Here is a 16199-nt window from a genome sequence, read left to right as displayed (position 1 = left end):
GGCCGTCATGGCCGGGACAGGCCGACCATGACGGCAAGCATTACCGCTTATTCCAATCGATGATCCGGCTCGTGTCGCCGTCAAACTCGTTGCTGCAGAACGCGCCGCCCTGGTAGTGGTCGCCGACCGGATCCGGCTTGAGCTTGGCCTGCTCGGCCATGGCGTGTGCTACGTGATCCTCGGAACGGCCGGTCGGGCGATAGCCGAATTCGTAGGCGCGGTGGTTGTCCCACCAGGCGCGCTCGTTCAGCGAGGCACCGTAGAACACTTCGAAATGGATATCGGGATGCTCAAGCCCGATCTGGCAGAGCTGCACCAGGTCTTCAGGCTTCAGCCAGATCGAAATCCGGCGAAGGTCCAGCGGCACGTCACCGAAATTGCCGATGCGGAGGCAAGTCACTTTCAGGCCATGCTTATCGGCATAGAGCGCACCGAGTGCCTCGCCGAACACCTTGCTGACGCCGTAGCGGCCGTCGGGGCGCGGCGTGACGTCGGTCCCGATCTTGTGGTGGCGCGGATAGAATCCGACGGCATGGTTCGAGGACGCGAACACCACGCGCTTGACGCCCTTGCGATATGCCGCCTCGAATAGATTATAGCCGCCGATGATGTTGGCCTGGAGGATGTCGTCCCACGGGCCCTCGACCGAATAGCCGCCGAAATGGAGGATGCCGTCGACGCCCTCGCAGATCGCCTCGACTTGCGCGAGGTCGGACAGGTCCGCCGCCTTGAACTGCTCGTTCGCTCCGAGATCGGCGGGCGGGCGGATGTCAGAGAGCAGCAGGTCCGGATAGATCGGCGGCAGCAATTTCCGCAGGCGCGTTCCGATTCCGCCCGAAGCTCCTGACATCAAGATGCGCGGCATGTCTTTCCTCGTATTTGGCGACCGATTTGCGGTCACAGGTCTCTAATGATAGCAGACTTGGGCAGAGGGAACGTAACAACGAGAATTGCACATGAACGATGCACCGTCCCGCACTCAAGGCTGGCAGCCGGCGACCTATTACCCCGATCCGGCGATAAAAGCACTGGACCCCCGCTTCGAAAAATACTGGTTGAAATTGTCGGCCGTCGAGCGGCTGGCGACCGGCCTGCGCTGGGCCGAGGGCCCGGTGTGGTTCGGCGACGGGCGGTACCTGCTGTGCAGCGACATTCCGAACCAGCGCATCATCAAATGGGAGGAAGAGACCGGCGCGGTGTCGGTGTTCCGGAAACCTTCCAATTTCGCCAACGGCAATACGCGTGACAGGCAGGGCCGGCTCGTCACCTGCGAGCACGGCGGGCGCCGCGTGGTGCGCACCGAATATGACGGCAGCATCACCGTGCTGATGGATCAATTCAACGGCAAGCGGTTGAACTCGCCGAACGATGTCGTTGTTAAATCGGACGGCTCGATCTGGTTCACCGATCCGACCTTCGGCCTGCTCGGCAATTACGAGGGCTACAAGGCCGAGCCCGAGATCGAGCCGAATGTCTACCGGCTCGATCCCGCGACCGGCAAGGCGACCGTCGTCGCGGAAGGCGTGCTGGGGCCGAACGGGCTGTGCTTCTCGCCGGATGAGAAGATTCTCTATGTCGTGGAATCGCGCGGCGTGCCGAACCGCAAAATTCTCGCCTATGACGTCTCGGCGGATGGCACCACGATTTCCAACAAGCGCGTCCATATCGATGCCGGTCCTGGCACGCCCGACGGCATGCGCTGCGACATCGACGGCAATCTCTGGTGCGGCTGGGGCATGGGCGATCCCGAGCTCGACGGCGTGGTCGTGTTCGCGCCCGATGGCGTCATGATCGGCCGCATCGCGCTGCCCGAGCGCTGCGCCAATCTCTGCTTCGGCGGCGTCAAGCGCAACCGCCTGTTCATGGCCGCGAGCCAGTCGATCTACGCGCTGTATGTGAATACGCAGGGTGCGGTGGGGGGATAGCCTTACAACGGCGGGCGACGGTCTCGTAGGGTGGGCAAAGGAGCGAAAGCGACGTGCCCACCATCACGCCGTCGCGGTCGCGAAGACGTGGGCACGCTTCGCTTTGCCCACCCTACGGCACCGCGCGTTTGTCGAGACACCACAAAAAAACGCCGGAGTGGTTTCCCGCTCCGGCGTCATTCTGTTCAGGCGCTAAAACCTACGCCGCGTTGAAGCCGGCGACGGCCTTCACTTCGAGGAAGTCCTCGAGGCCATACTTGCCCCACTCGCGGCCGTTGCCGGACTGCTTGTAGCCGCCGAACGGAGCAGTGCGGTCGTTGGGCACGCCCTGGAGATTGACGTTGCCGGCGCGGATCTGGCGACCGACGCGCTTGGCGTCCTCGACCGAAGCGCCGGAGACATAGCCAGCGAGGCCATACGGCGTGTCGTTGGCGATGTGCACGGCCTCGGCTTCGTCCTTGGCGCCGAGGATGGTCAGCACCGGTCCGAAGATTTCTTCACGGGCGATCGTCATCTCGGGGGTGACGTCGGCGAAGATGGTCGGGCGGACGTAGAAGCCCTTGTTGACGCCTTCGGGTAGGCCCGGTCCGCCGGCGACGAGCGTTGCGCCCTCGTCGATGCCCTTCTTGATCAGCGCCTGGATCTTGTCCCACTGGCCGCGGTTGACGACCGGGCCGATGGTGGTGCCTTCGGCGCGCGGATCGCCCGCCTTGGTCTTGTCGGCGACAGCCTTCGCGATCGCGGCGACTTCCTTCATCTTCGACAGCGGCACGATCATGCGCGAGGGCGCGTTGCAGGACTGGCCGGAGTTGTTGAACATGTGCATCACGCCGCCGGTCACCGCCTTGGTCAGGTCGGCGCCTTCGAGGATGACGTTCGGCGACTTGCCGCCGAGCTCCTGGCTGACGCGCTTCACGGTCGGCGCCGCGCGCTTCGCAACGTCGATGCCGGCGCGGGTCGAGCCGGTGAAGGAGATCATGTCGATGTCGGGGTGCTCGCTCATGGCGGCGCCGACCTCGGGGCCGAGGCCGTTGACGAGGTTGAACACGCCCTTCGGCACGCCGGCTTCATGGAGAATTTCCGCGAAAATCAGCGCCGACGTGGGCGTGAACTCCGACGGCTTCAGGATCATGGTGCAGCCGGCGGCGAGCGCGGGCGCGACCTTGCAGGCGATCTGGTTGAGCGGCCAGTTCCAGGGCGTGATCATGCCGACCACACCGACCGGCTCGCGCAGCACCATGGCAGTGCCGATCGGCTCCTCGAAATGATAGTTCTTGAGCACGTCGAGCGTGGTCATGAGATGGCCAAGGCCGGCGCCGGCCTGGAGCTTTTCAGCCATCGGCAGCGGCGCGCCCATTTCGTCGGACACGGCAGCGCCAATCTCCTTGAGACGGCCCTTGTAGACTTCGATGACTTTGGTGAGCAGCGCGACGCGCTCGTCACGGCTGGTCTGGGAGAACGTTGCAAAGGCGCGCTTGGCGGCGGCGACAGCCTTGTCCACGTCAGCCTTGGAGCCGAGCGCAATCTCGTACATCGCCTCTTCCGTCGCCGGATTGACGACCGGGGTGGACTTCTTGACGGCGGGATCGACCCAGGCGCCGTCGATGTAGAATTGCATGCGATTGACCATCGTTAACCTCTTCTTGGGGGCTTGGGGGGCGTTTCGGCAGGCATCCTTGCACGAAAGCGCCGGCAATTGAACCCGCCATATGCGGGGCCAGCGTTGCGGCGGACGGAGGTTATATGAGCCGATGGCGGGAACGTGGCAAGGTGGCACAGCCGTCATTCCGGGGGGCGCATGATCGCCTCGGAATCACGGCCTGGTTACCTCGACTACACCGCCATCTTGCGATGGACGATCGGCGCGCCGGTGGTGAGGCTTTCCGCCGCGTCGATGATGGCATTCGCGTCGATGCCATAGTGCCGATAGAGGTCAGCGATGGTGCCGGTCTGGCCGAACTGCTCGACGCCGAGCGCCTCGACGCGATGGCCGCGGACACTGCCGAGCCAGCCGAGTGAGGCCGGGTGGCCGTCGATCACGGTCACGATGCCGCAGTCGCGCGGCAGAGGCGCCAGCAGTTTTTCGATGTGGCTGAGATGCTGCACGCCACGCCGGTCGCGCCGCAATTTTCGCGCGGCAGTCCAACCCGCATGCAGGCGATCCGCCGAGGTGATCGCCAGCAATCCGATGTCGCGGCGGCTCTCGCCGATGAAGCCGGTCGCCTCGATCGCTTCGGGCGCGACCGCGCCGGTATAGGCGATCACGAGTTCGGCATTCGGGCCCGGCTTGCGCAGCCAATAGGCGCCGTCGGTGATGCCCTGCTGCAGTTCCGGCGTCATGATCCGCTGTGCCTGCTCGATTGAGCGCGTCGACAGCCGCAAATAGACCGAGCCGCCTTCGCCGGGATCGCGCTGCATGTGGTCAAAACCCCAACCCATGATGACGGCGAGTTCGTCGACAAAGGCCGGCTCGAACGAGGCGAGCCCGTCCTGCGCCATGCCGATCAGCGGCGTCGCGATCGACTGGTGCGCGCCGCCCTCGGGCGCGAGCGTGATGCCTGATGGCGTCGCCGCCACCATGAAGCGTGCATCCTGGTAGCAGGCATAGTTCAGCGCATCGAGGCCGCGCTCGATGAAGGGATCATAGAGCGTGCCGACCGGCAGCAGCCGCGCGCCGTTGATCTGGTGCGACAGGCCGAGCGCCGAGAGCATGATGAACAGGTTCATCTCGGCGATGCCAAGCTCGAGATGCTGGCCCTTGGGCGAGAAGTCCCAGTTGAAGGTGGATGGAATTTTCTCGCTGCGGAATAAATCCGCCTTCTCACCACGCGCGAACAGGCCGCGCCGATTCACCCACGGGCCGAGATTGGTCGAGACGGTGACGTCGGGCGACGTGGTAACGATCCGTTGTGCCAGCTCGCTGTCGCCGCGCGCGATCTCGTTCAGCACGAGGCCAAAGCCCTGTTGCGTCGACATCTGCGGCGACGGCTTGAAGGCGAGTTGCTGCGGCACCTCGACGACCGGCGCGGTGAGCCGGCGGCCGTCCGTGTTGAACGGCACGCGCGCGAGGAAGGCGTCGAGATCGGCGGCGTCTTGCGTCAGGCCTTCATACTTGTCCCATTCGTGCCCGGGACGGATGTTCTGGCTCTCGCGATATTTCTCCATCTGCGCGACCGTCATCAGGCCGGCATGGTTATCCTTGTGGCCCTGGAACGGCAGGCCGACGCCCTTGATGGTGTAGGCGATGAAGCAGACCGGGCGGTCGTGGTCGATGGACTCAAAGGCGTCCAGCATGCTCGCCATGTCGTGACCGCCGAGATTCGACATCAGCGCCAGCAACTCCTCGTCGCTGCGCTTGTCGATCAACTTCGTGATCGGGCCCTGGTCGCCGATCTCGTCGTGCAAATGCTTGCGGAAGGCAGCGCCGCCCTGGAAGCACAGCGCCGCATAGAGCGCGTTCGGGCAATTGTCGATCCAGCGCTTCAGCGCCTCGCCGCCGGGCTCGGCAAAGGCCTCGCGCATCAGGCGGCCGTATTTCACGATGACCACATCCCAGCCGAAATTGCGGAACATGGTCTCGAACTTTTCCCAGAGACCTTCGCGCACGACGGCATCGAGCGACTGGCGATTGTAGTCAACCACCCACCAGGTGTTGCGCAGGCCGTGCTTCCAGCCTTCGGCCAAGGCTTCGAAGATGTTGCCCTCGTCCATCTCGGCGTCGCCGACCAGCGCGATCATCCGCCCTTCGCGGCGATCCTTCATCCAGCCATGCGCCTTGACGTAGTCCTGCACCAGCGAGGCAAACAGCGTCTGCGCGACGCCGAGGCCGACCGACCCGGTCGAGAAATCGACGTCGTCGACGTCCTTGGTGCGGGAGGGATAGGACTGCGCGCCCTTGAAGCCGCGGAAATTCTCCAGCTTCTCGCGGCTCTGCCGGCCGAACAGATACTGGATGGCGTGAAACACCGGGCTCGCATGCGGCTTCACCGCGACGCGGTCCTCAGGCCGCAACACGCTAAAATACAGCGCCGACATGATAGTGGCGAGCGAGGCCGAGGAGGCCTGATGTCCTCCGACCTTCAGTCCATCCGTGTTCGAGCGAACATGGTTGGCGTGGTGGATGGTCCACGACGACAGCCACAGCGCCTTGCGGGCCAGCGCGGTCAATGTGTCGAGACGGGCGGAATCAACGGGCATGGCAATGCTCCCGGAAAACAGGTCAAGCGATGATACGCCTGCGGGCGTCGCCAGATTTCTCAATTTTTCGCGCCATACCTCCAAATATTGGGATATTTTACCAATGAAACCCGACCAAACACAGGTTCCATCCCAATGCCTGAGCTTGACGCCATCGACCGCAAGATTCTCAGCTCTCTGCAGACCGACAGCCGGCTGACCATGCAGGAGCTCGCCGACAAGGTCGGATTGTCGGTCTCGCCCTGCCATCGCAGGGTCAAGCTGCTGGAGGAACGCGGCGTCATCTCGCGCTACATCGCGACCGTGGACCAGAAGGCGCTGGGGCTGCATGTCAGCGTCTTCATCTCGATCAAGCTGGCGCGGCAGAAGGAGGAGGATCTGAATCGTTTCGCCCGCGCCATCTCGAAATGGGACGAGGTGCTGGAATGCTATCTGATGACCGGCAACCGCGACTACCTCCTGCGCGTGGTGGCAGCCGACCTCGCCTCCTACGAGACCTTCCTCAAGACCAAGCTGACCCGGCTCGACGGCATCGCCTCGATCGAGTCGAGCTTTGCGCTCAGCCAGGTCAAATATTCGATCGCGCTGCCGGTCTGACGGCCCCTGCCGGGCCATTTTCGGGCCGGTCGGCCCGGCCGGCCGCCCGTGTCACATGGACGCAATAAACCCCGTCAATGGTCGTGGGCGACAGGCATCTGAGCCGAGAGAAGGATCCATGACCGCATCCGACCGCACCCCTGAAATGGCCAAACGCGAGCGCATCATCCGGGAAATGACCGACGATCTCGACGAAGAGCTGGAGCTTGAGCTCGACGACAGCCGCTTCGACGAACTGCTGGACGAGACCGACGCGATCCACCCGACGGTTGACCGAAGGCTCTATTTCCGGGAGCTGCTCCGGCTCCAGAGCGAGCTGGTCAAGCTGCAGGACTGGGTGCAGGGCGAGAAGAAGAAGGTCGTCGTGCTGTTCGAAGGCCGCGACTCCGCCGGCAAGGGCGGCGTCATCAAGCGCATCACCCAACGCCTCAATCCCCGCATCTGCCGCGTCGCAGCGCTTCCGGCGCCGAGCGAGCGCGAGCGCACCCAATGGTATTTCCAGCGCTACGTCTCGCATCTGCCCGCGGGCGGCGAGATGGTGCTGTTCGACCGCAGCTGGTACAATCGGGCCGGCGTCGAGCGCGTGATGGGCTTCTGCACCGACGAGCAGTATCAGGAGTTCTTCAAGACGGTTCCCGAGTTCGAGCGGATGCTGATCCGCTCCGGCATCATCCTCGTCAAGTACTGGTTCTCCATCACCGACGACGAGCAGCAGTTCCGCTTCACCATGCGCATCAAGGTTCCGCTCAAGCAGTGGAAGCTGAGCCCGATGGACGTCGAGGCCCGCAGCCGCTGGGAAGCCTACACCAAGGCAAAGGAGACGATGCTGGAGCACACGCACCTGCCGGACTCGCCATGGTGGATCGTCGACGCCGTCGACAAGAAGCGCGCGCGACTCAACTGCATCGCGCATCTCCTGACCCAGATCCCCTACCAGGAGGTCGGCCACACGCCCGTGGTGCTGCCGCCACGCGTGCGCAATCCCGACTATCACCGCGGTCCGATCCCGCCGGAGATGTACGTGCCTTCGAAATACTGACGGCACCCGCCGCGTTGACCGGCGGGCCAGCTTGCCGATGAGGAAAGCGCGATGCCCGTGCCGAGCGATCTGAGCGTAACGAGGGGCGCCCCGTCCCGCCGCCGCAATCGCCTCGGCCCGTGGCTCGCGGTGGCGAGCCTCCTGTCGCTTCTGACGGTCGCGCTCGCGCTTGCCTATTGGCTCTGGCAGCCGGCGACGCTGCGCATCGCCGTTGGACCTGCCGGTAGCGACGACCAGGCGCTGGTGTTGGCCATCGCCAAGGCGATCGAGGCGAAAAGCGGCACCGTGCGGCTGACGCCGATCGAGACAGACGGCACGCTGCAAAGCCTCAATCTGCTCGGCGGCGGCAAGGCCGACCTCGCGGTCGCGCGCGGCGATCTCGCTATGCCAGCCGACGCCAATTCGGTCGCGATCCTGCGCCGGAACTTTGTGGTGCTGTGGGCGCCGACGGGGCGCAAGGGCGCGGCTAAGTCGAAGGTCACGGACATCGCTTCGCTCGGCGGCCGCCGCATCGGCATCGTCGGACTCGGCGATGCCAATCCCAATCTGCTGCGCGTCATCCTGGCCGAGTCCGGCGTCAATCCGCAGAAGGTGACGACCACCCAGTTCGGCACCGACCGCATCTCCGAGATGACCCAGGACACCACGCTCGATGCCTTCATGATGGTGGGCGCGCTCGACGACAAGGTCATCGCCGAGACGATTGCCGCCACCACGCGCCTGCGCGGCGATCCGAAGTTCCTCCCGGTCGACGTCTCCGAGGCCATTGCCGAGCGGCACCCGCTCTATGAGTCCGAGGAAATCCCGGCCGGCGCATTTGCGGCGACACCGCAGCGGCCCGACGACAAGATCGAGACCATCGCCGTCAATCATCTCATCGTGGCCCCAAGCGCGCTGTCTGAAGACGCGGTGGCTGCCTTCACCCGCGAGCTGTTTACGATCAAGCCGTCGCTGGTCAAGGAGCTGCCCGGGGCGAGCCATATCCAGAAGCCCGACACCGACAAGGATGCCGCGCTGCCGGCACATGCGGGAGCCGCCGCCTATATCGACGGCAACGAACGCAGCTTCATGGACAAGTACAGCGACTACATCTGGGGCGTGGTGCTGCTGCTCTCCGGCCTCGGCTCGGTTGCCGCATGGCTGCGGCATTATCTGCGGCGCGAGGAGCGCAGCGAGAACGCGCTGCATCGCGACCGGCTGCTGACTGCGATCACGAATGTGCGCGAAACGACGTCAGTGGACGATCTCGCGGCGATGCAAAGCGCGGCCGACGACATCCTGCGTGAGACACTGGTCTGTCACGAAGACGGGGCCATCGAGGACGGCGACCTCGCCGCCTTCGGCCTTGTGCTGGCGCAATTCCATCAGGCCATCGTCGACCGCCGGGCCGTGATCGCCCAGATGAGCCACGCCGATGTCACACAAAAGTCCGATGGCGCCGTGCTTCAGCCGTTCCCTATTTCCACGGCTGCACGATGATCTTGGTGTGCGCCTCGGGATTGGCGAGATCGGCAAATGCCTTGGCGACACCGTCGATGCCCACTTCCGCCGTCACCATCGCCGCCGCATCCACCTGCCCTTCGGCGATCAGGCGCAGCGACGCCAAAAACTCCTCCGGCGTGTAGCCCAGCACGTACTGGACGTTGAGCTCCTTCATGATGCCCAGCATGGGTTCGCTTTTGTCGCTCTCCATGCAGACGCCGACCACGACGATCTTGGCATCGCGCGGTGCGCCTTCGAACACCTGCTGCAGCAGGCCGGGCACGCCGACGCACTCGAAGATGACCGCGGGCTTCAGTGCCGGCAGCATGGCCTTGAGCGGCGGTCGCGCCGCCTTCTCCGCCTCCGACATCTGCGCGTGCTCGGCCCAGGTCGCATAGGGCTGCGACACCTTGGGATCGACGACGATATCGGCGCCAAGCTGAGCTGCGAGCGCACGCCGCGCCGGCGAGTAGTCGGCGGCGACGATCGGATGGAGGCCCCTGATCCTGAGCGCGGCGATCACCGCGAGGCCGACCGGACCGCAGCCGATCACGAGCGGCACCTCGCCGCCGCGGATGTTGGCTTTTTCAACCGCGTGGACACCGACCGCGAGCGGCTCGGTCAGCGCGGCATGTTCCGGCGCAAGGCCGTTCGGCACCTCCAGCAGCAGCGGCTCGCTGAGCAGCATCTGCTCCGCATAACCGCCGACAAAGTCGTTGGAATAGCCGATGCCCTTGATGCCTTCCGGCGTCAGCAGTGCGGGCAGCGAGCACACATGCGTGCCCGGCTTGAGCTTGCGCGTCGTGCCGGAGCCATAGTCGACGATCTCGCAACAGAACTCGTGGCCGAAGACGACGTCGCGCGACAGATCCATCGGTGGTCGCCCGGTCTTCTTCGCCATCTCCACCATTCGTGGCGCGTGCTGGCGCGCGTGCAGGTCGGAGCCGCAGATGCCGCAGGCGAGCGTCTTGACCAGCACCTGGCCGGGACCCGGCTTCGGCTCGGCCATCCGGTCGACGACAATCTCACCGTTCCTGAAAATCGCAGCGCGCATTCGGCTCCTCCCATATCGTTGGAGCCGTTGATAGCATGAACAGGGACGCCTGGACTTGCGTCAGGGGTTCGGAGAACGCTCTTCCAACACCAGCAGCTGGGCGCGGCGGATGCGCTCGCGATGGGCGATGTAGAGGCCGCTGGCGACGATGAAGGCCGCACCCGTGACGGTCCAGACATCCGGCAACTCGCCGAACAGGAAGAAGCCCAGAATGCTGACCCACAGCAACTGCGTGTAGGAGAACGGCGCCAGCACCGAGGCATCGCCGTAGCGATAGGCGAGCACGACGATCCACTGGCCGATCGTGGAGGCAAGACCGATCAGGATGCCGAGCCCGATGCCTGTCCAGGTCGGCGTCACCCAGACGAACGGCACCATCACGCTGAGGATCGCAACGCCAGTGAGCGCCGAGTACGCCATCGTGGTGACCACGGCTTCGCGCCCGCTCATCAGGCGCGTCATGATCAGCGCGGCGGCCCAGCAGAACGCCGAGACGATCGGGAAGAAGGCGGCAACATGGAACGCGCTCGAGCCCGGCCGCAGAATGATCATCACGCCCATCAGCCCGATCGCCGTCGCGATCCAGCGGCGCATGCCGACCTGCTCGCTGAGAAAGATGATCGAGAGCGCGGTGACGAACAGCGGCGAGACGAAGCCGGTGGCGGAGGCTTCCGCGATGGGGAGAAAGCGCAGGCCGGTGATGAAGAACAGCGAGGAGCCGAGCAGTGCGACACCACGCATCAATTGCAGCCCGAGACGTTCGGTGCGCATCGCATGCAGCGGCGAGCCCGGCAGCATCACCGGCGTGAACATCAGCGCGAAGGTGACGAAACGGATCCAGGTGATCTCGATCGACGGCAGACTGGTCGAGAGGTATTTCGCGGTGACGTCGGAGCAGCCGAGAAACACCGTCGACAGCAGCACCAGCGCGATGCCCTTGAAGGGATGATCGACGCGCGCAGGCGCGCGGCGCGTCTGCTGCTTCTTCTCCGGCATGGGCATGGAAATACTGTCGAGCCTTGCGGCTGCGGCGGGCGGCGGTGTCACGGCTGAACCTGGGAAATACGAATCGGGGACGGCCGTAAAAAACGACAAATGCGTCCCTTTCACAACTTCCGAAAACAGGATGCCGATATGCGCTCACGTCCGCGCGCGTCAATACTCCATTAATAATAGGCTTTTGTGCACTACAGCATGGGCAGGCCACGCGGTTTCGGACCGCGCGGAAACGCCGCATCCAGCGCCGAAATCTCCTCTTTCGTCAGCACGAGATCGCCGGCAGCCGCATTTTCGCCGGCATGTTCCGCGGACGACGCCTTCGGGATAGCGAACACCGTAGTCGCACGGGTGAGGAAGCTCAGCGCGATCTGACGCGGCGTCGCGCGACGCGCCTCCGCGATGCGCGCCAGCACCGCACCGCCCTTGCTGCGCTCATCGGGAAAATCATCGTGACCGAACGGTGAATAGGCGACGACGGCGACGCCGTGCTTCTCACACCAGGGGATGACGGCGTGCTCGATCGCACGTTCCTTCAGATGATAGAGCACCTGATTGCAGGCGATGCGGCCTTTGCCGGAGACATCGAGAATCTCGTCGAGATCGTCAGCGTCGAAATTGGAGACGCCCCAGGATTTGATCTTGCCGGCCTTCACCAGATCTTCGAATGCAGCGACGGTGTCTGCAAGGTCATACGACCCGCGCCAGTGCAGCAGATAGCAATCGAGACGATCCGTCTTCAGCCGCTTCAGCGAGCGCTCGCAGGCGGTGATGGTGCCGCGACGCGAGGCGTTGCTCGGCAGCACCTTTGAGACCAGGAACACCTCTTCGCGACGGCCGGCGATCGCATCGGCAATGACGAGCTCGGCATCGCCATACATCTCGGCGGTATCGATATGGGTCATACCAAGATCGAGCCCGCGCTGCAGCGCCGCGACCGCGCGCTTGCGATCGCCATGGTCGAGATACCAGGTGCCCTGTCCGACCACGGAAACATTGGCGCCGGTCTGGCCGAAGGGTTTTGTGTTCATGTTTGTTCCTTCAAATGCTCTAGAGACCACCGATGTCCGCGACCAGCACACTGCCGGTCGCTGACTCCGTGATATAGAGCCGATCTTTGCTCGCGCCACCGATGGCGACATTGGTGCAATTCGGCCCCGCGCAGGACTTGATCCGCGCGATCAGTTCACCATTCGGTGCGAACACGAAGACATGGCCGAGCGAGGCGTGGCCGACGAACAGGCGGCCGCTCGCATCCATGCTCATGCCGTCGGGGCCTGATGTGCCGAACAGCGAGCAGAAGCGGCCGACCTTCGACACGCTGCCATCTTTCATGAATGGGAGCCGCCACACCGCATTGTCGCGCGTCATCGCGACGAACAACACGGTCTCGGTCGGGTCAAGCACCAGTCCGTTCGGGCTGATGCCGGTGTCGATCAAACAATCGAGCCGGCCGTTCGGCGCCAGCTTGTAGACGCGGCCGCTTGCGTCGTGCAGGCCGGTCTGACCCTGGTCGGTGAAATAGATGTCGCCATTCGAGGCGAGATGCAGATCGTTGCAGCCGCGGAACGATTCTGAATTGCGCGCGGTCAGGACGGGCTTGATGCGACCGGCCTTGGCGTCGAGCTCCATGATGCCGTGCATGTAATCGGCCACCAGGATGCGGCCGTCAGCCGCGATCTTCAGCCCGTTCGGCCAGCCCTCGTATTCGACGACGAGCGACCACGTCCCATCCGGTGCGATGCGGAAGATGCGACCGAAGGGAATGTCGACGACGTAGAGATTGCCGTCCCTGTCGAACGACGGGCCTTCGATGAAGCTATCGGTCAGCACGCCCGGCCGATTGGCGTCAGCCCAATCCGTCCGCACGCCCTTGCGGCGAAAATTGTCGGGCATGGCGGAAAAGATCTTGGTTTCGATCAGGCGCGGCGGCGTTTCCAGGTACATTTTGGCTTTTATGATTGTTGAGGCGGGAGCGCGGCAACATAGGGCACAATCGCGGGCGCGTCGATTGGGGCAGCGGCATGGCTGCGTATCAGCCCATACCACTCTCGTGTCCCGGACGCGCTGCAACGCATCAGCGTTGCTGCGCAGAGCGGGGACCCAGGAAGGCCAGACACTCCGCTGTTAGATGGGCCCCGGCTCTGCAGCCGCATCACTGCGTGCCGCGCAGCGTCCGGGGCACGAGACCTCGCTCGCTTAGCTCGCCGCGCCCGCGAGCTTCGCCTGCTTCGCCGGTGTCACCTCGGTCGTCGCGATCAAGCGCTTCAGTTCGGGGATGCAGGATCCGCAATTGGTGCCGGCCTTGAGCTTGACGCCGATCTCGGCGGCGGTGCAGGCACCGCTTGCGATGGTGTCGCAGATGGTGCCGCGGCCGACGCCGAAGCAGGCGCAGACGATCGGGCCGGTCGAGGCGGCGCCTTCGCTGGACTTGCCCGATAGCAGCATGCGGCGCTGATCGTCGGTGACGCGATCGGCCGCGAACACGCTCTTCACCACCTCCCAGTCGCCGGCATCGTGCGCGGGGCCGACGAACAGGCAGGTCTCGATGCGATCGCCCGCGAACGAGGCCGCACGATAAACGCCGCCGCCGAAATCGCGATAGTCGGCGACGTCTTCGCCGGCAAGGCCATCGAGCCAGGCCGGCCAGCGCGACAGATCCGCATTGTCGGCGAAGAGATAGCCGAAGCCGCCTGAGACCGTGACGCGGGTCCACAGCAGGTTCGGCGGGAGGTCGAGCTGCTTTCGCGACAGCGCAAAGCCGCGGAAGACGTATTCATACGGCGCGATCGCGGCCGGCGTCGCCTTCGACTCCGGCTGTCCGGAGAACGGATCGGTGAACGGCGCGGCCAGCGCGCCGACCCGGCCATGCGAGCCGTTCATCGCGCTCCAGTGGATCGGCGCGAACAGCATGCCGCGCTGCTGCCGGTCGCTGACGACGACCTTCAGGATGCACTGACCGTAATCGGTGGTGATGCGGGCGAAGCCGTCATGGGCGATGCTGTATTTGTTGGCGTCGGCGGGATGGATCTCGACGAATGGCTCGGGCAGATGCGCGCCGAGCCGCTTGCTCAGCCCCGTGCGCGTCATGGTGTGCCACTGGTCGCGGATGCGGCCGGTGTTGAGCCGCAGGGGGCGCGACGGCCCGGTCTCGCTGCGCAGCGCCGGCACCTCCGGCGCGACGAAGCGGCCCTTGCCGTCATTGGTGAAGAAGCCGCCAGCTGCGAAGAAGCGCTCGCCCGGCGCCTCGCCCTCGCGCGCCGGCCATTGCACGGGCTTCAAGGCGTCAAAGTCTTCGTCGGACAGCGACGTCAGCGCGCCAATGTCGAAATCGCGGCTGCCATTGTTCTCGAACGCCGAGAGTGCGGCGTGTTCGCGGAAGATATCGGCCGCGGATCTGTAATTAAAACTGTCGCCGAAGCCGAGGCGTTTTGCGGTCTCGCTGAGGATCCACCAATCGGGACGCGCCTCGCCGGGTGCGGGGAGGAACGAACGCTGACGCGAGATGCGGCGCTCGGAATTGGTCACCGTGCCCGACTTCTCGCCCCAGGCCAGCGCCGGCAGCAGCACATGCGGCCCCGCCTCGACCGTGTCGTTGGAGAGCACATTCTCGGACACGACGAACAGCTCGAGCTTCTTCAGCGCCTCGCGCACGAAATCCGCATCGGGCAGCGAGACCGCCGGATTGGTGCCCATCACCCAGAGCGCCTTGACCTCGCCGCGGTTGATCGCTTCGAACAGCTGCACCGCCTTCAAACCCTCATGGGTCGCGATGCGCGGCGCCTTCCAGAACCGCCTGACGCGGTCGATGTCGGGCGGCGTGAAGTTCATATGGGCGGCGAGCTGGTTGGCGAGCCCGCCGACCTCGCGGCCGCCCATCGCGTTGGGCTGGCCGGTGAGCGAGAACGGTGAGGCACCGAGCTTGCCGATGCGGCCCGTGGCGAGATGGCAGTTCAGGATCGCGTTGACCTTGTCGGTGCCCTGCGCCGACTGGTTCACGCCCTGCGAATAGAGCGTGACGACACGCTCGGTGTCGCGGAACATCTTGAAGAAGGCGGCGACGTCCTGCTCGGACAGTCCAGTCGCCAGCGCGGTCGCGGTGACGCTGCCGGCGATGCTGCGCGCGCGCGCCAGCGCATCATCAAAGCCCGACGTGTTCTGAGCGATATACTTCTGGTCCAGTGCACCGCTGTCGGCGAGATGGACGAACAGGCCGGAGAACAGCGCGGTATCGGTGCCGGGCTTGAGGCCCAGGAACAGATCAACGTCGCTCGCGGTATCAGTGCGGCGCGGATCAATCACGATCATCCGCGCGCCGCGCTCCTGCCGGTTCTTCACCATGCGCTGGAACAGCACCGGGTGGCACCAGGCCGCGTTCGAGCCGACAAAGACCAGCAGGTCGGCCTGGTCGAGATCCTCGTAGCAGCCGGGCACGGTGTCGGCGCCGAAGGCGCGGCGGTGGCCAGCGACCGAGGACGACATGCAGAGCCGCGAATTGGTGTCGACATTGGCCGTGCCGACGAAGCCCTTCATCAGCTTGTTGGCGACGTAATAGTCCTCGGTCAGCAACTGGCCGGACAGATAGAACGCGACCGCATCGGCACCATCGCGCGCAATGATGTGCTTCATGCGGTGAGCGACGTGATCGAGCGCATCGCTCCAGGCGACGCGTTCGAGCACGCCCTTGCAGCGGATCATCGGATACAGCAGCCGGCTCTCGAGCCCAACGGTCTCGCCGAGCGCAGAGCCCTTCGAGCACAGCCGGCCGAAATTGGCGGGATGATCGGGATCACCCGCGATCGCAGCACCACCCGCGCCGTCGGGCGTTGCGAGCACGCCGCAGCCGACGCCGCAATAGGGACAGGTCGTCTTGGTGGCGCGGAGGTTTGGGTCGATCGCGGTCATCGTC

The 16199-nt window shown here is 64.7% G+C and carries 12 protein-coding genes; 4 read left to right on the top strand and 8 right to left on the bottom strand.

All coding sequences use genetic code 11. From position 1 onward, the window contains the following. Positions 1-40: 40 nt before the first annotated feature. Positions 41-865 (bottom strand): NAD-dependent epimerase/dehydratase family protein, encoded by an 825-nt coding sequence (locus FXB40_RS23300; RefSeq protein WP_148774547.1) that lies wholly within the window; start codon positions 863-865, stop codon positions 41-43. Positions 866-956: 91 nt separating this feature from the next. On the opposite strand from FXB40_RS23300, the gene FXB40_RS23295 reads away from it, so the two are divergent. Then, positions 957-1925, top strand: coding sequence for an SMP-30/gluconolactonase/LRE family protein (locus FXB40_RS23295; protein WP_148774546.1), 969 nt, complete (start codon positions 957-959; stop codon positions 1923-1925). A gap of 199 nt (positions 1926-2124) precedes the next feature. Here FXB40_RS23295 and FXB40_RS23290 read toward each other — a convergent pair whose 3' ends face one another. Both FXB40_RS23290 and FXB40_RS23285 read right to left on the bottom strand, forming a co-directional pair. After that, positions 2125-3555 carry an aldehyde dehydrogenase family protein gene (locus tag FXB40_RS23290; RefSeq protein ID WP_148774545.1) on the bottom strand — a complete coding sequence of 477 codons (1431 nt, stop codon included), beginning with the start codon at positions 3553-3555 and terminating at the stop codon, positions 2125-2127. Positions 3556-3758: 203 nt separating this feature from the next. After that, positions 3759-6122, bottom strand: coding sequence for a transketolase (locus FXB40_RS23285; protein WP_148774544.1), 2364 nt, complete (start codon positions 6120-6122; stop codon positions 3759-3761). Between the two features lie 135 nt (positions 6123-6257). Between FXB40_RS23285 and FXB40_RS23280 the strand changes: the two genes are divergently transcribed. From FXB40_RS23280 to FXB40_RS23270, 3 genes are all read left to right on the top strand, one after another. Then, a complete protein-coding gene (locus FXB40_RS23280; protein WP_027528875.1) occupies positions 6258-6719 on the top strand; it encodes an Lrp/AsnC family transcriptional regulator in 462 nt (153 codons plus the stop codon). A 118-nt stretch (positions 6720-6837) separates the two neighbouring features. Then, complete coding sequence (gene ppk2, locus FXB40_RS23275) at positions 6838-7758, top strand: polyphosphate kinase 2 (RefSeq protein WP_148774543.1); 921 nt, start codon at positions 6838-6840, stop codon at positions 7756-7758. 51 nt (positions 7759-7809) lie between these two features. Next, positions 7810-9237: a TAXI family TRAP transporter solute-binding subunit gene (locus FXB40_RS23270; protein ID WP_148774542.1), complete on the top strand. Its 1428-nt coding sequence runs from the start codon at positions 7810-7812 to the stop codon at positions 9235-9237. On the opposite strand, the gene FXB40_RS23265 is transcribed toward FXB40_RS23270, so the two are convergent. The 5 genes from FXB40_RS23265 to FXB40_RS23245 form a co-directional block, all read right to left on the bottom strand. Further along, on the bottom strand, positions 9215-10294 hold the full coding sequence (locus FXB40_RS23265; protein WP_148774541.1) for a zinc-binding dehydrogenase: 1080 nt from the start codon (positions 10292-10294) through the stop codon (positions 9215-9217). The genes FXB40_RS23270 and FXB40_RS23265 overlap by 23 nt on opposite strands. A 60-nt stretch (positions 10295-10354) precedes the next feature. Next, positions 10355-11296 carry a DMT family transporter gene (locus tag FXB40_RS23260; protein WP_187437083.1) on the bottom strand — a complete coding sequence of 314 codons (942 nt, stop codon included), beginning with the start codon at positions 11294-11296 and terminating at the stop codon, positions 10355-10357. A 185-nt stretch (positions 11297-11481) separates the two neighbouring features. Next, complete coding sequence (locus FXB40_RS23255) at positions 11482-12321, bottom strand: aldo/keto reductase (protein WP_148774539.1); 840 nt, start codon at positions 12319-12321, stop codon at positions 11482-11484. Between the two features lie 19 nt (positions 12322-12340). After that, the gene (locus tag FXB40_RS23250) at positions 12341-13237 is read right to left on the bottom strand and encodes an SMP-30/gluconolactonase/LRE family protein (RefSeq protein ID WP_148774538.1); all 897 of its coding nucleotides are present in this window, start codon (positions 13235-13237) and stop codon (positions 12341-12343) included. Between the two features lie 252 nt (positions 13238-13489). Then, a complete protein-coding gene (locus tag FXB40_RS23245; RefSeq protein WP_148774537.1) occupies positions 13490-16195 on the bottom strand; it encodes a nitrate reductase in 2706 nt (901 codons plus the stop codon). Between the last annotated feature and the right edge of the window lie 4 nt (positions 16196-16199).

It is taken from the genome of Bradyrhizobium rifense (assembly GCF_008123425.1).
Taxonomy (GTDB): Bacteria; Pseudomonadota; Alphaproteobacteria; order Rhizobiales; family Xanthobacteraceae; genus Bradyrhizobium; species Bradyrhizobium rifense.
The sequence above is the reverse complement of the archived record's forward strand: the minus strand, read 5'-3'. Positions and strand labels throughout refer to the sequence as shown.